Source organism: Paenibacillus ginsengarvi, from assembly GCF_003626695.1.
Lineage (GTDB): Bacteria > Bacillota > Bacilli > Paenibacillales > NBRC-103111 > Paenibacillus_AB > Paenibacillus_AB ginsengarvi.
Map to the genome: position 1 here is coordinate 55,460 of NZ_RBAH01000030.1, position 21,483 is coordinate 76,942.

At 56.0% G+C, this 21,483-nt stretch carries 15 protein-coding genes and 1 riboswitch; of the genes, 12 read left to right on the forward strand and 3 right to left on the reverse strand.

Going from position 1 to position 21,483, the window contains the following annotated elements; translation table 11 throughout:
- Positions 1–22: 22 nt before the first annotated feature.
- A complete protein-coding gene (locus D7M11_RS29945; protein WP_120750952.1) occupies positions 23–652 on the reverse strand; it encodes a chloramphenicol phosphotransferase CPT family protein in 630 nt (209 codons plus the stop codon).
- 298 nt (positions 653–950) lie between these two features.
- Positions 951–1,039, forward strand: a riboswitch (cyclic di-GMP riboswitch).
- 92 nt (positions 1,040–1,131) lie between these two features.
- Between D7M11_RS29945 and D7M11_RS29950 the strand changes: the two genes are divergently transcribed.
- From D7M11_RS29950 to D7M11_RS29975, 6 genes are all read left to right on the forward strand, one after another.
- A complete protein-coding gene (locus D7M11_RS29950; RefSeq protein WP_120750953.1) occupies positions 1,132–3,711 on the forward strand; it encodes an S-layer homology domain-containing protein in 2,580 nt (859 codons plus the stop codon).
- 133 nt (positions 3,712–3,844) lie between these two features.
- A complete protein-coding gene (locus D7M11_RS29955; RefSeq protein WP_120750954.1) occupies positions 3,845–4,861 on the forward strand; it encodes a helix-turn-helix transcriptional regulator in 1,017 nt (338 codons plus the stop codon).
- 173 nt (positions 4,862–5,034) lie between these two features.
- Entirely contained in the window at positions 5,035–6,495 is a 1,461-nt protein-coding gene (locus D7M11_RS29960; RefSeq protein ID WP_120750955.1) for an MFS transporter, read from the forward strand.
- Positions 6,496–6,575: 80 nt separating this feature from the next.
- On the forward strand, positions 6,576–7,049 hold the full coding sequence (locus D7M11_RS29965) for a GNAT family N-acetyltransferase (protein ID WP_120750956.1): 474 nt from the start codon (positions 6,576–6,578) through the stop codon (positions 7,047–7,049).
- Between the two features lie 15 nt (positions 7,050–7,064).
- Positions 7,065–7,763: a response regulator YycF gene (gene yycF / locus D7M11_RS29970; RefSeq protein WP_120750957.1), complete on the forward strand. Its 699-nt coding sequence runs from the start codon at positions 7,065–7,067 to the stop codon at positions 7,761–7,763.
- Positions 7,764–8,047: 284 nt separating this feature from the next.
- Positions 8,048–9,532: an aldehyde dehydrogenase family protein gene (locus tag D7M11_RS29975; RefSeq protein ID WP_120750958.1), complete on the forward strand. Its 1,485-nt coding sequence runs from the start codon at positions 8,048–8,050 to the stop codon at positions 9,530–9,532.
- On the opposite strand, the gene D7M11_RS29980 is transcribed toward D7M11_RS29975, so the two are convergent.
- Positions 9,529–10,743, reverse strand: a complete 1,215-nt coding sequence (locus D7M11_RS29980; RefSeq protein ID WP_120750959.1) for a CdaR family transcriptional regulator — start codon at positions 10,741–10,743, stop codon at positions 9,529–9,531. The genes D7M11_RS29975 and D7M11_RS29980 overlap by 4 nt on opposite strands.
- A gap of 140 nt (positions 10,744–10,883) precedes the next feature.
- Here D7M11_RS29980 and D7M11_RS29985 point away from each other — a divergent pair, with 140 nt between their 5' ends.
- Entirely contained in the window at positions 10,884–12,044 is a 1,161-nt protein-coding gene (locus D7M11_RS29985; protein WP_240041365.1) for a saccharopine dehydrogenase family protein, read from the forward strand.
- Between the two features lie 633 nt (positions 12,045–12,677).
- On the opposite strand, the gene D7M11_RS29990 is transcribed toward D7M11_RS29985, so the two are convergent.
- Positions 12,678–13,589 carry an AraC family transcriptional regulator gene (locus D7M11_RS29990; protein WP_120750960.1) on the reverse strand — a complete coding sequence of 304 codons (912 nt, stop codon included), beginning with the start codon at positions 13,587–13,589 and terminating at the stop codon, positions 12,678–12,680.
- A 257-nt stretch (positions 13,590–13,846) separates the two neighbouring features.
- Between D7M11_RS29990 and D7M11_RS29995 the strand changes: the two genes are divergently transcribed.
- The 5 genes from D7M11_RS29995 to D7M11_RS30015 all read left to right on the forward strand — a co-directional run bounded on the left by D7M11_RS29995 (position 13,847) and on the right by D7M11_RS30015 (position 21,377).
- The gene (locus D7M11_RS29995) at positions 13,847–15,190 is read left to right on the forward strand and encodes an ABC transporter substrate-binding protein (protein WP_120750961.1); all 1,344 of its coding nucleotides are present in this window, start codon (positions 13,847–13,849) and stop codon (positions 15,188–15,190) included.
- 43 nt (positions 15,191–15,233) lie between these two features.
- Positions 15,234–17,462, forward strand: a complete 2,229-nt coding sequence (locus D7M11_RS30000) for a right-handed parallel beta-helix repeat-containing protein (RefSeq protein ID WP_158606908.1) — start codon at positions 15,234–15,236, stop codon at positions 17,460–17,462.
- Between the two features lie 224 nt (positions 17,463–17,686).
- A complete protein-coding gene (locus D7M11_RS30005) occupies positions 17,687–19,015 on the forward strand; it encodes a Gfo/Idh/MocA family protein (RefSeq protein ID WP_240041366.1) in 1,329 nt (442 codons plus the stop codon).
- A gap of 43 nt (positions 19,016–19,058) precedes the next feature.
- Positions 19,059–20,381 (forward strand): ABC transporter substrate-binding protein, encoded by a 1,323-nt coding sequence (locus tag D7M11_RS30010; RefSeq protein ID WP_120750963.1) that lies wholly within the window; start codon positions 19,059–19,061, stop codon positions 20,379–20,381.
- Between the two features lie 120 nt (positions 20,382–20,501).
- Positions 20,502–21,377, forward strand: coding sequence for an AraC family transcriptional regulator (locus D7M11_RS30015; RefSeq protein WP_120750964.1), 876 nt, complete (start codon positions 20,502–20,504; stop codon positions 21,375–21,377).
- Positions 21,378–21,483 lie beyond the last annotated feature (106 nt).

Sequence of the window (21,483 nt, forward strand, 5' to 3'; positions counted from 1 at the left end):
GGCTGTACGGTTTGCAAACGCCCTACAGGAACATCGTCTCCAGCTTCCGGAATGCGGAAGGAGGGGGGCCGTCCCGGAGACGGCTTGCGATGAGAGCGGCGCACGCCTCGGAGCTGGATACGGAGGTGTCGACCTCCATATCGTATAAGCCAGGCGTATGGACGGCTTGCTGCCATAAGCGGACCGGTTTCGGAATCGAACCGTCGTTTGCTAGTCCGGAACCCCATGTGGCAAGCCTTCGTTCTATAATAACCTCGATCGGGCAGCGGACGCCCACGAACAACACCGGAAGTCCGGTCAACCGCCTGGCGCAGGCATACAGGATGCCGCGCGGGATCGAGTAGGCATCGTGATGGCCGACGTCCACCACGACGTTGATGCCCAAGCGGCTGTGCGCCGCGATCGATTCATACATCGCTTCGTATAAGTTGACGATTAGCGGTTCGAGATCGGGACGTTCGCCGCCGGGCCGAAGGCCGATTCCGGGCTGAAAACGCTTCGGGGTCATAGCCATAAACCGGTCTACACCCATGTTTATCCACACGCCGTCGAACGTATTCTGGATCACGTCCGCAATGCTTGATTTCCCGGACCGCGGCGTCCCGTTCAGTATGACAATTTGGCCTGGCTTCTCCGTGTTACTGCTCTCCACGATTTATCCCTCCTTGAGCTGTTATTACTCATGTCCCCCAGATATTTAGTCCAAGTATATAACCTCAGCTGGCATTGAGCAATGTAACGATCCGGTCAAGAAGGTATCCGATCCTATTCACACCTCCGTGGAATGATACCAGTCTCTGTCAAAGCAAAACCGATTTATGCTTGTCGGCAGCTGATTATTGGTTGTAAGCCGAAGCTTTGAGCAGAATATGGAAAAAACAGTTTACACGAACCCCTCTGCGATTATATAATGTGTAGGCACAAAGCACCAATGTAGTTCGAAAAGCCCAATACGATAATGGCAAACTTATTGAAAAATAAGGACGCAAAGCTACGGGCCTAAGGCGGATTATACCGCTATGGCAGCCGGGTTGCCGAGGGTACATCGATTGCCGCATCGAAGCTCTCCGGGGGGCTTTTTTTTGTTGCTTTTGCGGCGCATCCAGAGATAACAGAGCGGAGGAACAGACAGTGTTGAAAAAATGGTTTAGCGGATTTACGGCGGTGGCGATGGCCGCAAGCATCGGCCTATCGTCCGCCTATGCCGCAGACGCTTCGGCAGAAAAGTCTGCCGGGGCGGCAGTAAGCCCGATCGCGGCGGCGCAAACAGTTTCGCTGTCGGACGTAAAAGGGCATTGGGCGGAAGCGACGATTCGAAGTTATGTGGAGAAAGGCGTCGTTCAAGGGTACGAAAACGGAACGTTCCAGCCGGATCGAACGATCGCGAGGGCAGAATTTGTCGTACTGGTCAACAAGCTGTTTCATTACGAAAACATGGCCGAGGTTACGTTTTCCGACGTATCGGGCGGCGACTGGTTTTACCAGGATGTAAGGAAAGCGGAGAAAGCCGGATATATTTCCGGCTACGCGGACGGAACGTTCCGGGCGAACGCTCCGATTACCCGTCAAGAAATGGCCGTTTTATTCGCCAAGCTGTTGAAGCTTCCGGATTCAAACGCCGCCGGACGGTTTGCGGATACGGCGAACAGCCCGACCTGGAGCAAAGGAGCGATCGGGGCTGTAGCGGACGCTAAGCTGATGAACGGCTACGAGGCTAACGCATTCAGGCCGGAGGCGAATGTTACAAGAGCGGAAGCCGTAACGGTGCTGGAAAGAGCGGCCGCTTTAGGCCAAACCGTCTACGACAAAGCCGGCACATACGGTCCGGACACGGGCGTAGAGGTTGTTCGCGGCAGCGTGACCATTCAAGCGGCGGACGTAACGCTGAGGAATATGGAGATCGAGGGCGATCTTCTGCTCGACAAGCAGATCGGCGAAGGAGACGTGACGCTTTCGAACGTGAAAGTCCGCGGTACGACGACCGTGCGCGGCGGCGGCCCGAACAGTATTCATTTCGAAGATTCCGTCATGTTGTCCATTATTGTCGACAAGGCGACGGGCAGCGTCCGGATCGTGGCCAACGGAGCGACACAAATCGCCGACATTACGGTTCAGTCGAGCGCCAAAATCGAAGCGGAGGCCGGCTCCAAAATCGACAATGTGACGCTGTCGGAGGCGCTGCCGAAAAACTCGCACGTCGAGATGGTCGGCTCGTACGAGTCCGTTAATATTGTAGCGACAAACATCGTCGTCGACATCCCGAAAGGTTCGATCAAAGATCTGAACGTTTCCGGGAAGGCGGAAGGCTCTTCCGTCAAACTCGGCAGCGAAGCCTCGATCCTTACTTTGATTGTGAATGCGGCTACGAGCATTTTGGGTCAAGGCAAGGTACAGAACGCGCAAATTAATGCAACAGGCGTTTCGATGGAAAAAGCCCCGGAAAAAACGACGGTCGGCTCCGGAGTCCCGGCGGATACGACGGTGAAAATCGGCGGCAGCGACGTTCAGGCGGGCGGACAAGCTCCGGAGGCAGGCGGCGGCAGCGGTGCAGGTTCCGGTGCAGGCGGCTCCACGGGCGGAGAGAACAACGGAGGTTCTACGGGCGGAGATAGCGGTGGTTCGATCGATGGAGAGAACAACGGTGGCTCCACGGGCGGAGACAACGGTGGTTCGACTGGTGGAGGCAACAACGGGGGTTCCACAGGCGGAGAGAACAACGGAGGTTCCAATGGCGGAGGCCAAAACCCTGGTCCTGGCGTTCCAGTGAACCCGCTGCCAACCGGGGACATCCCTGTTATTGTGCAGGCGCCCTACCGGGGAACTGTCGGCGACAGTGTGTACGTAGCTTCCAGTATGGCCGGCTCGGTCTACATTGTGAACTATGACGTAACCAGATCGTTTCTTGTTTTGGAAGATGCCGTGAAAGTCGGCAAGGCTGTCAAGCAGCAGCTTGTAGCCAATACGGTTGTCCAAGGCGTGTACAGCGCCAATGTCGATACGGCTTCCCTCAGCAAATCGATGGTCGATTTCAAAATCATCGCGCTCAGCGAAGGATACCAGCTTTCGAATCCGTCTTCCATCCAGCTGTTTGCCGCTCCTAACGATCCGCTGCAACATTCGAAGGATTCGTTCGGTGCAGGGGAATTTACGAACAAGCGGGTTCAATTCAATTTTAACAAGTCGATCGTGAATAATCTGGCCGATGCTTCCGCCCTGAAAGCGGCGGTCACGTATTCGAGAGACGGCGGCGAGTTCGTGCCGCTGGCAACGGACGATAAAGTGGAACTTATGAATAATGCAGTCGTCATTTCCTTTGCTAAGCCTTACACCGGCGCGAACAACCGTTGGAAGCTGGCGGCGGGCTCTGTCAAGGACGCGCAGGGCAACGTATTTACGGAAGAACGCATTACTTACAACATACCGGCGCGCGCGATCGTATCGAAAATGTCTTATGCCTCGAGCTTCCGGGCAGGAGAACCGATCACCGTACGACTCAATATGCCTGAGACGGTTTACTTGATTCCGGCGGGTCTGACCTGGAATACGAAGTTCGATATCGAGAACGAGGTCGTAGCGAAACGCGCGACCAAAGCGATTATTGACGCATCCGAAGTCGATCGCGACGTGGAGCTGCCGACCGAAGGTCTTGCCCCGGGCAGCTATCGCATTATGGTTTACGCAGGCAATGACATCTTCGTAACAATTCGCTAATTGCATCGAATAGCTTCACCAAAGATCAGCCCGGGACGCTACCTTCAGAGAAGCGAACCCGGGCTGTTTTTTTGCGCGAAGATGCGTTATTGTTTCATGCTGTGTTATGATTTTATGGAAGAAGGTGATTTCTATGAAAACATTGCAGGTTAGCCGGATTCAGGATCTGTTCGATCAATTTACTGGAATGGTCGAGGGAGATGTCCGGCATGGCGGCACGGATCAAACGCTTGCCATTCCTTCGCATATAGGCAAGGGAAGCGTAACAAGGACGCGGATTCGGCCCGGTATGGAAATTATGCTGACGGACATTACGTTCGAGCAGGATATGAAGGTTCAGATTCAGGAATCGTGCTCGTTGTTTGAGCTCAGCTACTGCGTGAGCGGAGAAATATATTGCGAATGGAGCGGCAAAAACAGCTTGACGAGTTCGCATACCGGCAATGTGCTTTTTCTGGAGGATGTTCGGGTTTATGAAGAGAAGAAGGCGGGCATCCGCAACCTGCTGCTGGAAATCAGGCTCACCCCTGACCAGCTGCTGAACTATGCCGAAGAATTGACGGAGAAGCGGCAGATGGAAGCCTGGCTGGGTCATCATCGCGGCAATATCGATCGGTACCCGGACACGCCGGCCATTCAAAGATGCGTTTCCGACATGATTCATTGTACGCATATGGGTGCGATGAAGCGGCTGTACATGGAAAGTAAAGCGCTGGAGCTATTCGCTTTATTCGGGCAAGCGGACGGCTGCGGAAACGCCGGCGGAACTATGTCCCTTCGCCATGACGATATTGCCGGACTGCACCAGGCACGCGAGCTGGTGATCCAGCATTATGAGTACCCGCTGTCGATCCGCGAGCTGGCCCGGCGCGTCGGCATCAATGAGTTCAAGCTGAAGAAGGGCTTCCGCGAATTGTTCGGCATGACGATTTTTGAACTGGTGCGTCAAATCCGGATGGAGAAGGCGCTTTGGTATATGGAAGTCGCCCATCTGAATGTCGGGGAAACCGCCGCTTCGGTCGGGTACAGCAACGCGAGCAATTTTACGACGGCGTTTCGCAAGTTTTACGGCTGCAATCCGTGCGACTATGTCAAACGGATGGGCCGTGCTGATAGGGAGCAGACGGCGCTGGGCAGCGAATGGATCTGACGAAGAAGCTTCAAGCAGGCAGAGAGGGGCGTTCGGTTGCGAACGGCAGCTAGGCCGGCTTTTGGCTTTATTGCTCCCGGAGCAGGCAGACAAACTCCCGCTGCAGGTAGAACAAGAAGTCCTTTGGCGACGATAATCGGGTTCATACGATATCGATCCAGGAGGACAAGTCCATGCCCAACCCATCCATTTTCTCAACCCCGGCAACCGGGCAGCGGCCGATCCCGGCCGATCCGCGCCGCTGGTATGCGCTGGCGGTTATTTTGCTCCCCATCTTACTCAATTCCTTGAATACGTATATGATTCAAGTTGCGCTCCCGTCCATCCAGAGCAGCTTGAACGCTGGCTTTGCCGATGCACAGCTTATCGTTACCGGTTTTTCGCTTTGTTTGGCCGTAACCCTTATTGTCAGCGGCAGGCTCGGCGATCTATACGGCAGAAAGCGGCTGCTTGTCATCGGGGTAATCGGGTTCACGATCACGGCGCTGCTCGGCGGATTAGCCCCGAATCCGGCCTACCTGATCGCGGTTCGGTGTGTGCAAGGGGCAGCAGCGGCGCTTATACAGCCTCAGGTGCTGTCGATGATGCAGGTGAACTTTTTGCTGCGGGAGAAAGGGCTCGTATTCGGCCTCTACGGCGCGTTGATGGGATTCGGTTTCGCTTTCGGTCTTATTCTGGGAGGCGTTCTGGTCGAGTGGAACGGCTTCGGGCTCGGCTGGCGGACCGTCTTTCTTTTCAATGTCCCCTTCGGCCTCATCGTTCTGCTATGCCTGCCGATGATTCCGGAATCCCGCGGCAGCCGGAATTCGCGTATCGACTGGCTCGGCGCCGCATTACTGATTGGCGGGTTGCTGCTGCTCGTATATCCGCTGTCGGAGGGGCAGAAGCAAGGATGGCCGCTATGGATTTGGGGTTGCCTGTTTCTGTCGGTCGCACTTTTGCTCGTATTTATCGCGGATGGGCTTCGGAAGCAACATCGAGGCGAAAGTCCGCTGATCGACTTGAGTTTGTTCCGTCGGCGTACGTTTCGAGTCGGCATGATCTCGGTCGTTATGATCTATCTCAGCATGTTCTCGTTTTTTTTCGTCTTAAGCTATTATTTGCAATTCGGCCTGCACTACGGCGCACAGTCCGCCGGTCTTGTCTTCCTTCCGTTGGGTATAGGGTTTTTCCTGACTTCCCTGCTATCGTCCCGAATGGTCCGGAGATGGGGAATGAACGTCCTGAGTTTGGGTGCTCTGGTGACCGGCCTTTGCTGCTTCGGGTTCATCCTGTCGCTGCAAGCGGATACGGCTTTTATGCCGAGCTTGAGCCAAACAGGGATTTTGCTCGTATACGGCCTGGGGCTCGGCACGGTCACAACGCCGCTTACCGGCGTCGTGCTGGCCGCGGTTCCGCCGAACGATGCAGGGAGCGCTTCGGGGATGTTTGCTACCAACATGTATTTGGCCAATTCGCTGGGTGTCGCGGCGGTGGGGATATTGTTTTCGGCTGCTTTGGGGCGGTCATTACCTGCGGCGGATTTGCCGGACTATGTGTGGGCGTTTTCCGTCTCGTTAGCCGCTTGCGGGGCGCTTGCGTTCGTTGCTTTCGGCTGCCTGATCTTCCTTCGCGATCGGGGAGAAGCCGGATGAGAGGACATTTGCAATCCGGTCGTTTCCGTGTAAACTGGAATTACTTGTCATTCCAAATAGTCGCAGGGCGGTGATCGAAAATGAGTGGAATCGTTATCCAAAAGATTGATTACCTGTACAAGTCTAAGCTGTTGCCGTTACTTGCAGAGAGTACGGAGGAGGGATTCCGCCATATCGCCCGACTGGCGGACGATTATGAATCAGGAGCCAATCGATTCGATAAGTTGGGAGAGGCGCTATTTCTTGCTTATCTGCATGATGAAATTGTAGGAGTGTGCGGACTGAATTGCGATCCTTACTCAAACGGAAGCGGTGTGGGTCGAGTGCGGCGACTTTACGTTTCTCCTTCGGCACGCCGATACGGTATTGGGCGGAAGCTGATAGATGCCGTTATTTCTCATGCGAGAGATCATTACGACATTCTTGTTTTGAGAGCGGATCATCCGGTTGCCTATGCATTTTATCACTCTATTGGTTTTATGAAGCATGACGACCTGGAGAGCCATACTCATTCTTTGCGTTTAGCTGCGAAAGATCCGTCGAATTCGATGTGAAAGTAGGCCGAACGAATGGCGAAAATTATGATCGTTGAAGATGAGCGGCCTATTGCCGATATCCTCCGGTTCAGCCTGCAAAAAGAAGGCTACGACGTCATCTGTGTGGATAACGGCGACAAGGCGATAGAGCTGGCCGGACGTCATCCGCCTGATCTGATGCTGCTCGATGTCATGCTGCCCGGCTCTGATGGGATCGAAGTGTGCCGGGAAGTTCGGCGCAAACATCGTTTTCCGATTATTATGCTGACGGCCAAAGATACGGAGCTTGATAAAGTGCTGGGCTTGGAAATGGGCGCAGACGATTATGTAAGTAAGCCTTTCGGTAACCGCGAACTGCTGGCCCGAATTCGGGCCAACCTTCGCCGCAGTAAACTTGGCGGCGCGACATGTGACACAGCAGAACCGATTATAGTCGTGGGCGAAGTGAGCATTGATGTAAGCAAGTATACGGTGACGAAACAGGGGAGAGCGATTGACCTGACTCACCGGGAGTACGAATTGCTCCATTACTTAGCGAGGCATATAGATAAAGTGTTCAGTCGGGAGTTTCTGCTGCAGCGAGTGTGGCAATTCGATTATATCGGCGATATTCGAACCGTCGATGTGACGATCCGTCGTTTGCGGGAAAAGATCGAGGACGATCCCGCTGCTCATAAATACATCGTCACTCGGCGCGGAATCGGGTACACGATGCGTAATCCTTTCGTTTGACGGGCTGCCCTCGAATGGGGCCGTTTAATTGAATAGGGGACTGCGACTCCCTTGTAGCTTCGGATGAACGAAAGTTTGTCTGAGGCTTTTTGCCGTGTTCCCATCCTTATGTAAAATGCATGGAAAACAGGTGCCAATTCGCTTCCATTTTATGCATAACGTCCATAGTTTCACAGCTTCCTTTGACGATATGATGGATGCGTGCCAATGCAGCAGGGCGGTGTGAGACGGTATGCTGCTGGAAGCGATCGATCGAATGAAGATATTGCAGAGGAGCTGAAGCAATGGAGAGAGCGGTCAACTATATAAACGGAGAATGGGTTAATTCGTCGGCGGGGACGTATACGCCGAATTGGAACCCGGCGACGGGAGAGAGGATCGGCGAAACGATTCAGTCGGAAGCAGCGGATGTGCAGCGTGCCGTTCAGGCGGCATTCGAGGCGCAGCGGTCGTGGAGGCTCGTACCGGCGCCGAAGCGGGCGGAGGTGCTGTACCGCGTCGCGTCGCTGCTGCAAGAGCGGAAGGAGTCGCTGGCCCGGACGATCACGCGCGAAATGGGCAAGGTGATCGAGGAGGCAAGGGGGGAGGTGCAGGAAGCGATCGACATGGCGTATTACATGGCCGGTGAAGGTCGGCGCATGTTCGGGGATACGGTGCAATCCGAGCTGCCCGACAAATTCGCGATGAGCTTGCGCGTGCCCGTCGGCGTCGTCGGTTTGATTACGCCGTGGAATTTCCCGATCGCGATCGCCTCGTGGAAGTCGCTTCCGGCCTTGATCGCAGGCAATGCCGTTGTTTGGAAGCCGGCATCCGAGACGCCGCTTACCGCAGAAGGCTTCGTGAAGGTTTTCGAGGACGCGGGATTGCCGCGGGGGCTCATGAATCTCGTTCACGGATCCGGCAGCACGGTCGGGAGCGCAATCGTCGAGCATCCCGGTATAGCAGTCGTCTCGTTCACCGGTTCGAATGAAGCAGGCCGGGCGATTAACGCGAGGGCGGCGGCGCTGCTCAAACGAACGTCGCTGGAGATGGGCGGCAAAAATGCGATCACCGTCCTGGAGGATGCGGACCTCGATCTGGCCGTAGACGGCATCGTGTGGAGCGCATTTGGGACGAGCGGCCAGCGCTGTACAGCTTGCAGCCGCGTCCTCGTACACCGCGAAGTCCAGAAGCGGCTGGAGCAAAAGCTGGTGCGCCGCATGTTGGCGCTGAAGCTCGGAGACGGTCTTGATCCGTCGGTCGATGTTGGACCCGTCATCAACCGGGCTTCGGTCGAGAAAATTAGCGAGTGTGTGCGGATCGCAGCGGAAGAAGGGGCACGTCTGCTGTGCGGAGGCTCCCCGGCGAATGTGGACGGGCTGGCGGGCGGACACTTTTTCCAGCCTACTCTGTTTACGGATGCGACCCCTGAGATGCGGATCGCGCAGGAAGAAGTATTCGGTCCCGTCGTCGCCCTTATCCCGGTCGGAAGCATGGAGGAGGCAATCGAGGTGAATAACGGCGTCGACTTCGGCTTGTCCAGCTCGGTTTATACTTCGGACGTTGGCCGGGTATTCCGGGCAATCCGCGATTTTGATACCGGACTTGTCTATATCAATGCCGGTACATCGGGAGCCGAAATTCATCTGCCTTTTGGAGGGACGAAAGGAACCGGCAACGGCCATCGCGATTCCGGCGTCGCTGCGCTTGACGTGTTCACCGAATGGAAATCGGTGTACGTGGATTACAGCGGCAAGCTGCAGCGGGCGCAAATCGATAACAACGATTAAAGTTGCGGCTCCGCAGCCTTTTGCCCGTGATGGCGGATTGCCATATACAGCAGCATGTTTTGCTCAAAACAGTCGATGCGCAGGGACGTAAGCTCGGCGATTTTATCGAGCCGGTAAATGACCGTATTGCGGTGCACGAACATCGTCCGCGCCACTTCGCTCATGTTCATGTTGTGCTTGCAGTAAGAGAGAAACGTGGCGGCGAGCGTCTCATAGTTGCCAAGTCTCGTAAGCGGCTCGACGAGGGCGGCCAGCTTGGTCCGGATATCCGGAGTCAGTTCGCGGGGGAGAAGTTCGAGCGTAATGCGCCAGTCGTCGTAGCGGTAAAGTTGCGGCTCGTTATTCGTCCGCTTCCCGGCCGCCATCGTTTTCGACGCGCTGCGGTACGAATCGGCGATTCCCTGTATGCCCCGGCCGACGCGGCCGATCGAGACGGCGGCAAAACGGCTGCATTTGGTGCGAAGAAACTGGTTCAGCTTGTGCAGCTCTTTCTCCAGCCGGGTTGCGATATGCTCCGGTTCCGTCAGCGATTTGATGGGCTTCAACACGATGAACGTTTCCACGTTAACGTGCGAGACGATATCGTTCTTCGACTGCCGGAACAACAAATTCAAGTAATCGAGCACCTCCTTGTGGACGTAAGCGAAAGGAACCGGCTCGCCCCGGCTGGCGTTATCTTCTCCGGCGGCCGTTTCTTGCGAAATATCGAACAGCAGGCAGACCCGGTCCGTTTCGAGATCGAAATCGAGCGTTTTGGCGACTTGCCGGATCGGCTCGGCGTCATCGCCGTGCTTGAAATGAATGAGTTGCTGCACGAATAGCTCAATCATCTTCGTTTCCAGATACATCGTTTCTTTGCGGAACGCCTCCAGACATAACATCTCGACATGGCTTTTGACGAGATGAACGTATTTGTGCACTTCACTCGGGTCGCCAATAATGCCGAGCACGCCGATCGGCTTGTTATGCAGCGTGAGCGGCACGGATATGCCGGGCAGCACGTTTTCGGGCGTGTGCTCCAGCCCGGATTCGCAGTCGACGGGGCTGTTTTTGCGGATGACGTCGAGGGAAGGCTTGTGCAGGTTGCCGAGCCGGCTCCGGTCGGTCGAGCCGATTATGATCCCTTCCTTGTCTGTAATGCTGATCGGATAGCCGAGAATGGCTGTTGTTTTCTCGGCGATATCCTGAGCCATATGTTCGAGAATTTTCATTCGTTTTTCCTTTCATAACCAAAATGGTACCTCCTATTGTAAACGCTTTTTGTGCAGTATCAACATATATTTTGAACCCTGGTCGCGTTAAGATGAACGTAGAGATGATTACAACGAGCAGCTCCGCAAGGAGCGGGGGGATGATGGGAATGAAAGTGGCCGTGCTAGGAACGGGAATGGTCGGGTATGCGGTTGTGCGGCAGCTCGCTAAAAGCCGGATCGTTCGCGAGGTGATCGCGGCGGATGCGGATTTGGAAAGAGTCGAGCAGCGTGTGTTAGCGATCGGTTGTCCGAATGTGACGGGCAAGGCGGTAGATCTGGGCGACGAATCGTCCGTCACGGCTGTGCTGGCTGAAGCCGATGTGGCGATCAACTGCCTTCCGGCATCGCTGAGCCTGCAAACGACGAGGGCGGCGATTGCCGCGCGATGCCATCTGGTCGACTTGTCGTGTGCCGCTTACGAGGACAAGCTGAAGCTGGATGCGGCTGCGAAGGGGGCGGGCATTCTGGTCGTGCCGGGATGCGGGGTAGCGCCGGGTCTGGTTGGCATACTCGCGGCGCGCGGTGTCGAGCTGATGGACGAAGCGGAGGAGGCGATCCTAATATGCGGGGGCTTGCCGCGCCACCCGCTGCCGCCGTTATCGTATCAGATCGTGTTCAGCGTGGACAGCTTGTTCCAGCTGTACCGCAAGATGTCGCTTGCTGCGGAAAACGGACAGCTTGTGCAGCTCCCTCCGTTCTCCGGGCTTGAGTCGATCCGCTTCGACGAACCGGTCGGCGAGTGCGAGGCGGTCATCACGGACGCATGGAGCTTACCGCATACGTTGCGGCATAAGGTAGGTCGGATTTATGAGAAAACGGTCCGCTACAAAGGCCATTGGTCGAAGCTCGCCACGCTTGCCGAACTCGGCTTCATGAGCGATACGCCGGTCGAGGTTGGCGGAGTTCCGGTTTGTCCCCTCGAGCTGACAAAACGTCTGCTTGAGCCGCAGATGAAGGGCGGCACCGACGAAGATTTGACAGTGGCCCGGGTTACGGTATCCGGCAAGAAGGGCGGACGGCCATACAAAGCGCAGTGGGACATGATCGACCTGTACGACTCGACGCGCGGCATAACGTCGATGGCCCGGACGACGGGATTTCCGGCGGTTGTTATGGCCGAGTGGATCGCGGAAGGGCGGATGCCGGAGCGGGGCGTGCTGGCGCCTGAACAACTAGTGACGGGGGAGCGGTTCGAGCCGTTTGTCGCCGCCTTGCGGGACGAGGGTATTCGGATCTCCTATGCGGGCGGGGAACGGTAGTTGGAGGATGGGATTGAAAGTTCGGCGGAAATGCGCGGTCAGACTTACGGTGGAGTCATCGCCCGCTTCGGGCGAAGTTTCGCGCCACCGCTTATGGATGATCAATGGCTCCGAGCCGGCGCTACATGCCGCCGGATCATACGAATAAGAGGACGTGTAAGCCAAACGAGCGGGATTTCGAGACGATCTACGTCAGTCCGCTGAAGATGAAATTTCCGAACATCACGCCTCAGATGGTGTACGGCAAATTAGAGATTGGTAGCCGCCGGGGAAGGATCGGGAGTTCTGCCTTTGCTTTGCCAGGAATCGTGGTCGGCAGTGTTCGAAAGCACCCTATTTCACTGGAGCAGCGGCTTTTTCGCAGAAATAGTGCTCATAGGAGCACTATTTGGAATCGAATCGGGTCTTGGCCGTTGCTTTGCCAGGAAATCGTTGTCGGTAGTGTTCGAAAGCACACTATCACCTCGCAGCAGCGGCTTTTTCGCAGAAATAGTGCCCAAAGGAGCACTACATGGGGGCGAATCGGGAGCTCTGCCGTTGCATTGCCAAGAAATCGTGGTCGGTAGTGTGAAGGAACACTACCTCTTCGCAGTTACCCCGTACAGTTTCCCTAATTCCCCGGCCGCAGCACAGCTACTCCGGATACACGTCGGTAGCTCTGCGCAGCGCTCTTGCCTTGACGCTGCGAGCGTACTCGGTCGGCGTCATGCCCGCTTCCTTCTTGAACGATCTGGAGAAGTGATGGACGCTCGTAAAACCGAGCCGCTCGGCCAGCTCCGTCATGCTGAGCGCCTGCTGCCGGATGAGCGACCTCGCGTGCTCGATCTTCAGTTTGTTGAAGTAAGCGATCGTACCGAGTCCGGTAACCGTTCGGAACAGCGTTGTGAGCCGGGTGCGTCCTGTTCCGAAGACGCCGCATATTTGCTCGATCGTCAAGCTTTCGCCGATATGGTCGTTCATGTAGCCGACTATTTGCTCCACGAGCGTCTGGTTGTAGTGGGCCGCGGAGATCGTTTCCGGCATGGCCGGCGTCTTGCGCGCTTCGCTGCGGATCAGCTCCACAAGCAGAATTTCCAGATGATTTTTGATCATCTGCTCGCTGCCGAAGGCGGCGCTGGCCCGGCGCAAGGGCCTGTGCATACGAGGCGAATCGACGGGGGGATCGAACGCTTCGCGCCCTTCGGCGACAAGCCGGGACAGCAGCAGCTTCTCGTCCTCATTCGGACGGAACGTCTTCCCTTCGAAATAACGCATCGCCTCCGAGTCGCAGACGAAGGAAATAATAATCAGGGTGGGCGCCGTATCGTTCACGGCCCGTCCGGCATGGAATTCGTCCGGCGCGTAAAACAGCAGCTCGCCCTGCTCCAGAACGATTCGTTCCGTGCCGCGAACGACTTCGTAATGCCCTTTGTCGACATAACACATTTCCCAGAAATCGTGGCTTTCTCCCGGGGTCCAGAATCGCTTCGGCAGCTCCATGTAGTAGAACGTAATAATCTGGCGGACGGCCAGCTCCACACGCAAATCCAATCTCGGAAAATTCATCCCGGCCCGACTCTCCCTGTACGATTTCGCAAAAGATTCGTCCTCATTGGTAAAGCAATAAAGCGAAGTTACGTTTATTATAGGGAAGAACCCGGGCGATGGAAATAGGTTGCGAAAGGGGGAAGCGTTTGCAGAAACGGCTTCGCTCCCGATGGGAAGGTTCGGAACAGCGTCAGAAAGCGATTTGAGTCGCGGGGCGATAATCTCATCCACTATTATGTGAATTTATTCACAACAAGAAGAAAGAAGGGGTCTCCATGAAAGTAAAACCAATCGCAGCAGGCCTGGCTCTGGCCCTGCTGGGGTTATCGGCAATAGGCTGCTCGGGCAGCTCAGGCAGTTCCGCCGAACCGTCCAAGTCGCCAAATGCGGCAAAACCGGGAGAGGCGCAAGCCGGGAAACAGCTCTCGACCGAGCCGGTTACAATCCGGGTGAATAACTGGAACACGGCGTTCCAGCAAGCGGAATTCGATAAATACTTCGCCGAGCCGCTGCGCAAAAAGTACCCGTTTATCACACTGGAATATTTGGACCAGCAGAAGGCGACAAGCAATACGCTCGACAATCTGATCACCGCCGGCAATACGCCCGATATCGTGTTTACGGATTACCCGAACCTCGCAGGCCTGCTCGATTACGATTTTCCGGAAGATTTGAACCGGTACGTCGCCGATTTCGCCGTAGATCTGAAAAAGATCGACCCGATCGTCATCGAAGGAGCTAAAATGATCGGTTCCAAAGGCGAGCTGTTCGCCCTTCCGATCTACTCCGACCGGATGATGTGGTTTTATAACAAAGACTTGTTTAACAAATTCGGGGTCCCTTATCCGACGGACGATATGACGTGGGACGATGCGATCGCCGCGTTCAAGCGGCTGTCCCGGATGGAGAACGGCGTCCAGTACTCTTCGTTCCGCATGATCAACCTGCCGATGACAGGCAGCCAGTGGGGCGTTCCGCTGATCGATCCGAAAACGGGCAAAGCCTCGTTCCAGACGGACGGCTGGAAAAAATCGCTGGACCTGATGCAGCAGATTGCGGCCATTCCGGGCAATACGAAGCTGACGAACGAAGACTTTTACCAGAAAGAAACGCTCGCCTCGCTCATGCAAAGCTTTAATATTATGGTCAATCTGCTGGAGGGCGTGGAGCAGAAAGGGTACAAAATCAACTGGGACGTCGCTTCGCTGCCGCAGTCCAAGGAGAAGCCGGGCATCGCCGGAGCGAACAAGCCGCTTTACTTCATGGTGTCCAAGTCCAGCAAACACAAGGAGCAGGCGTTCGCAGCCATCTCGCATTTGATGTCCTCGGAAGAGGTGCAGACGGCACTGTCCCAGAACGGCAAAATGCCGGTGCTGCTCGGCGACGGAATCAGCAAGCAGTTTGGTACGAAGCTGGACATTTTGAAAGGCAGAAATGTCGCTGCCGTCTACAAGCATCAGATGAGTCCTTTGCCGTTCTCGAACCGGTTCAACCGGCTGGCGCTCGTGGAGCTGATCACGGCAGGCAACGAAGCGCTCGGCGGCACCGTGGACGCCAACACGTCGCTTCGGAACGCGGAGGAGAAGGCGAACAAAGCGATCGACGCCAAGCTGAAGTAAGGGAAGGTCCGGATCAACACCCAGCATACGAGGAGGAATGAGAATGGCAGGCCAAGGAATGAACCGCAGACAGATGCTCGCCGCGCTTGGAGTTGCGGGAGCCGCCTCGATCGGTATGATGTATGGACAAGAGGCGGTATCCCAGGCTTCCGTAATTGGAAGCGTTTACTCCAATCCGGATAACCCGAATGCGCCGAAGACGGTACGTTGCTTCGACGACGTGACCTGTTTGCTCGGATTCGCGGGGGAATATGCGGGGCAGCAAGTTTCCTTGAAAGGATACCGCCCCGGCACCGATATCGGCGGTGGCTTGCTGGTCTGGGACCCGGCCAGGCCGAAGTCGGCTCACAACGGCGGTACGATTATCAGCCCGACGGCGGCATGGGACGGTACGGCAGCCGGCTTGCCCTCGTTCTTCAGCGGAGGCGGGGAGACGAATCCGAGCGGCAGCGGGTGCTGGGTGCGGCTGAAGGAGCGCGATAACGAGTTTTCTCCGGAAAGCTTCGGCGCCAGCGGGACCGGCAACGAACAGAGTATGGTTCAAGCCGTACTCGACGCGGCCAAAGTCTGGTCTGTTCAGCACGGAGGGAAACGGCCGGTCATCCGCTTTGCGGGTATCTACACCGTAAACGGCGTTCTCGTATACGACGGCTTCGTCCTGCTCGGCCCGGGCGGCTTGAAGCGCGACGATGGCATCATTCCGAGCTCTTCGATCGTCTCCAGCAGCGTCATATTCGGAAACGGCATCAAGGATATCGACATATTCGAGTTGTATGTGGACGGTAACGACCGCATGCAAGGGGTGATGAGCGATCCCGTTTACCGGCAGGGCAACAATGCTGGAGCACTTGGCTACCAGAACATTTATATCATCGGCAAGTTTACGAATGCCGACCGCGATATGGGCACGATCCGCATCCAGAACTGCCGGCTCGTAAACTCTCCCGGTAACGGCATCGTCGTGAACAACCACAGCCAGGCGTCGATTACCGGCAACCATATCGAGCGCTGCGGCAAAAACGGCGTATATTTGGCGCAGACGCACGGCTTCAACACAACGGTGAGCGGCAACTACATTCGCGAATGCGGCTTCGTGTACGGCGGTGGCATCGGCATCGCGCACGCCCATGTGAACGCCAGCGGCAATGTGATCGTAAGCTGCTACGAGTACGGCATTCTCATCAGCTCGACGGGAGTCGGCGCCAGATGGAATACGGACATCACCGTATCGTCCAACAACATTAGAGGGGTCAAGAGACAGCTTCTGGACAATAGCGGCGATCCGGAATCGTTCAAGGCGAGCTCGCTCGGAGTCGGAATCGGTTACACGCAAGTATTTGTGACCCGTGCGAGCACCCGCCTGAACGTCGCGATCACAGGCAACAGCATTCAAGGCGCGGAGGGGAGCGGTATCGCCTGCCTCGGAGCCTCTTATGTCGCAGGTTTTCTGCCCTACGGCATTGTTATATCTGCCAACTCCGTCATGCTGTGTGGCAGCGCGGGGCTGAATGTGCGGTATGTGCGGGGGCTGGTCTGCACCGGTAATATGGCGACGGCGAACGGCTTTGCGGACCTCTATATCGATGAAGTATCCGGATCGGTCGCGAGCAATACGGTCGTATGCAAATACCCGGTTGCCGATCGGGTCACGCTGGGCGGTATCAAATACGAGGCGAAGAAGCGGCATCTGTCCGCCGCCGACACGAAGCCGGGCGTAAACGCGGACTGCTGGACGGTCGTGCAAACGAGCGAAACGCTCCCCGAGTGGCATGAGGATGAAGTGTACGCGCCGGTACTCGCTCCTTCTACCTATGGCATCTACTCCATCTACCGTCCGGGCGGAACCGCGGTAAGCGGGAAAAGGAGCGATCTGCTGCTCGACCTGAATCACGTGGAAGGCGTAGACAATTCGAACCGGCTGTCGAACGTCAATCTCGTTCGGAAACTTGTGGGTGGAACGGCGCCGACGGGACTGCCGGTAAGGGCTGGAGACAAAATCTACTACGACGCGCCAGTGTCGGGAAGCAGTGAGGGGCGGATTTGCCTGTTCAAAGGCGTAGATACTCCCGCAGCGGCGTGGGGCGGCGGGCAAACCGTGGCGATCGGCGAACGCCGCACGAACGCGGGCAAGCTGTACGAAGCGGTACAGGCCGGAACGACCGGCACAACCGCACCGGTCCATACGAGCGGGAATGTGTCCGACGGGGCGGTCGTCTGGAGCTTCGTCGATACTGTCGCCATATTCGAGGAGTTCGGCCAGATCGGCGTGTAACGCGGCGCGGCGCAGGTGGTTTCATCGAAAAATGTTCTTGTCCTGTTTCAGGGCAAGAGCATTTTTTGTTGTGTCAAAGACCGACTTGGCCGTTGTTTCGCTCTTTCGCAAGGCGGCGGCCATCCGGTGGACGTTATCGTAAAAATGGATAAGAACGTGTTAAAAACCGTCATATCGGAGAAGCGTCTATTCGCGCTATTCTCATCTCAGGAGGGACAAAAGAGATGAAACTTATGGATGAAACAGACAAAAAGCAAGCCGGAGCGGATAACGCGCTACCGAAGATGAAACCGCTACGCGCCGTCATCATCGGCGCCGGGCACCGCAGTATGCTGTACGCTTCGTATTCGCAATCCCATACCGATGAACTGTTAATCGTCGGTGTAGTCGAGCCGGACGACGTGCGGCGGCAGATCGTGATCGACACGTACAAACTCCCGCCGGAGCACGCCTATGCGTCGATCGAACAGCTCGTAGCCGGTCCGCGTCTGGCCGACATTGCCTTCAACGGCACGATGGATCATCTGCATGTGCAGACGACGCTGCCGCTGCTGGAAGCCGGCTACGACGTCCTGCTGGAGAAGCCGATCGGCGTATCCGAGCAGGAGGTACGCGAGCTGCTGGAGGCGGCGAACCGTCTGGAGCGCAAGGTGATGATCTGCCACGAATTGCGGTATGCCCCGTTTTATGCGGCCATTCGCGAACGGCTGCTCAAGGGGACGATCGGACAGGTCATCAACATGCAATTTGCCGAAAATGTAAGCTACCACCATATTGCGAGCGCTTACGTACGCGGCAAATGGAACAGCGCGAAACACGGCGGCTCCTCGATGCTGATGGCCAAATGTTGCCACGACCTGGATTTGATGGTATGGATGAAGGCGGGCATTCAGCCGAAGCGCGTCTCGAGCATGGGGGGAAGGATGTATTTTCGCGAGGAGCAAAAGCCCGAAGGAGCGGGAACCCGCTGCCTGCTCGATTGTCCGCACGTCGACAGCTGCTCCTATTCCGCCAAAGAGATGTACCTGGAGCGAAACTTGTGGGGCGCGTACGTGTGGCACGGGATCGAGCATGTGAGCATGAATCCGACCCGGGAGCAGAAGCTGGAGTCGCTGCGAACGGACAATCCGTACGGGCGCTGCGTATGGGTCAGCGATAACGATGTGGTCGATCATCAGGCCGTAGTCGTCGAATTTGCCGACGGCTGCACGGGTACGTTCAGCTTAAACGGCAATACGGCCAAGCCGTGCCGCCGGCTGCATCTCGTTGGCACGCTCGGCGAAATCGAAGGGAATCTGGAGGACGGCAGCTTCACGATCCGGCATTTCGAATTGTCTGCGCCGCACGGCTACCGGGAAGAGCAGGTTCAAGTCGATGTGACGGACAATATGCACGGCGGCGGCGATATGCGGCTTGTGAGCGACTTTTTACGCGTCATCCGGGGGGAGCAGCCGTCCATTTCCACGACGACGCTTGCCGACTCGGTAAACGGTCATTTCGTCGGGTTTGCGGCGGATCGATCGCGTACGGAGCAGAAGTGGGTTCATTTGTAGAAGCGGGAGGCCCGGTTTCGAACATAACAAGGGGGAACGAAAGATGAGACTTTGGAAAAAAACAATGTTATTCGGGTTATGTTTGCCGGTTCTGGCTTTATCCGCCTGCTCGTCCGGTTCCGGCACAGGGGGAGACCAAGGGGACAAAACCCCGACGACAGCGCCAAAACAAATCAGCAACGATCCTGTAACGCTGACGATTTACTACTACGGCGGCGATTTGACCGACGAAGAGTTCCAGACGTATTTCGTCAAGCCGGTCGGAGCGAAGTACCCTCATCTGACGCTGAAGCTCGTGCGCAACGCCCCCGGCACGAAGCTGGAAGATCTGGTGGCCAGCGGGGCGACGCCGGATCTGATCTACTCGCCGAAGGGGTATATGGAAGACTTCATCGGTCTTAGCATCGTGCAGGATTTGGACAGCTTCGTGCGCGAGCAGAAGATGGATCTGAGCCGGTTCGAGCCGGTTACGATCGACAGTCTGAAGTCTTATGCGCCGAAATACAATATGATTGCGCTTCCGTTCTCGTACAACAACTCCGCGCTGTTTTACAACAAGGATATATTCGATAAATTCGGCGTGCCATATCCTGTCGATAAAATGACATGGGACGAGGTGATCGAGCTCGGCAAACGGATCTCCCGCAAAGACGGGGATACGTTCTATAAAGCGATGTATCCGTCGCAGATTACCCAGTTCGCCTCGCAGTTTGCCGTTCCCTATACCGATCCGAAGACGGGAGCGCCAACGCTGGAACGCGACGATTGGAAGAAGGCGGCGACGTACTTCAAGCGGATCTACGATTTGCCGGAAAATCGCGGGACGAAGCTGAACAACTTTTTCGTCGAACGGGACGTGGCGATGTATGCGGGCGTAACGACATATACATTCGGTCAAGTCAAGGAGCTGATGGGCAAAGGCACGCCGCTGGGCTGGGATATGGTCTCGTATCCGAACTTCCCGGAAACGAAAGGCCAATCGATGGCGCTGGATTCCCTTGTGCTGTTGATGACCTCGACCAGCAAGTACAAGGACCAGGTGTTCCGCGTGATGGACGTCGTCACAAGCAACGACAGCCAGCTCGCGCTCAGCAAAGTCGGACGGATGCCTGCGCTGAAGGACCCGCAGCTCAAAGCGGCGTTCGGCAGCGACAATCCGGCGCTGCAGGGCAAAAACGTGAAGTCGCTGTTCCTCAATACGCCTCCGGTCCAGAACCTGGGCCAATACGATCTTGAGGTATTGCGGTTGCTGAATACGCTCCAGCCGAAGCTGATCAATGACGAGGAAGACGTGAATACGTTTTTGCGGAATGCAAGCGAGCAGGCCAAGCTGAAGATCGAAGAGAAAAAAGCGGCAAGCCGCTAAAACGAGCCGTATCCTTTTGCCCGCTCCTGTGATACAGTGAAATGACATCATAGGTGCTGCGCGAACGTTGTCTGCGATTGAGGCATCGCGCGTGCGCACAGCGGGAAGGAGCAGAATCGAGTGATTCATGTGAACGAGCATGTGGAGCCGATCCACTACCAGAGCACCTTGCTGGCCATCAAAATGATCGAAGTGAAGAACGACTGGGAGCTCGGCCTGCTCCGGTGGCATTATCATAAGGAGCTGGAGTTCATCTTCGTCAAAAAGGGCTGCGTCGATTTTCATACGGTCGATCGATGTTACCGGCTGCATAAGGGCGATGTGCTTCTGATCGGCTCCAACCAGCTTCACGCCAACCAAAGAGTCGACTGCGCGGAAGCGGTATATCTCGTTATGCATGTTATGCTCCAGCCTTATTTCGAACCTGCGATCACCCCGTATTACCATTATTTTTCCGAGCACCATCGCCCTTTGAGCGAGCTGAACGTCATCTTCCGGGAACGGAAGGACGTAAGGCGCCGGGTCGGGCAGATGATGCGGCATATTTTCAAAGAAACACAAGCCCAGGCGGACGGTTTTGAAATCGCTGTCAGCTTGCATATGAAACAAATTTTGCTTGATTTGTACCGCAGCGATGCGCAGCGCGCCGACGTTCGCAAAGGTCCGGATCTGTACGAGCTTCAGCCTGTCCTTCAATATGTCGATCAGCAGCTGTCAGGCAAAATCGATATGAAAGAGGCTTGCAAGCTGCTAAGCATGAGCTACAGTTACTTCTCGAAGCATTTCAAGGAAGTCATGGGGACGTCGTTTATCGAATACGTCAATTTCAGGCGCATTCATATGGCCGAACGTCACCTTGCAACGAAATCGGCCAGCGTAAACGAAGTGGCGCGTATGGTCGGCTTTGAGAATATTACTCACTTCTACCGGCTGTTCCAGCGGCATAACGGCTGTACGCCGAGGCAATATGTGATGCGGCTGAAACAGCGAGGATAATAGGCGCCTTAAGCAACGCCCTTGCAAGCCATGAGCCTGCAGGGACGTTTTCATTGATAAGGAAGGATGACTTGCGTACTGTCGCTTTGCGAAGTATGGTATGATA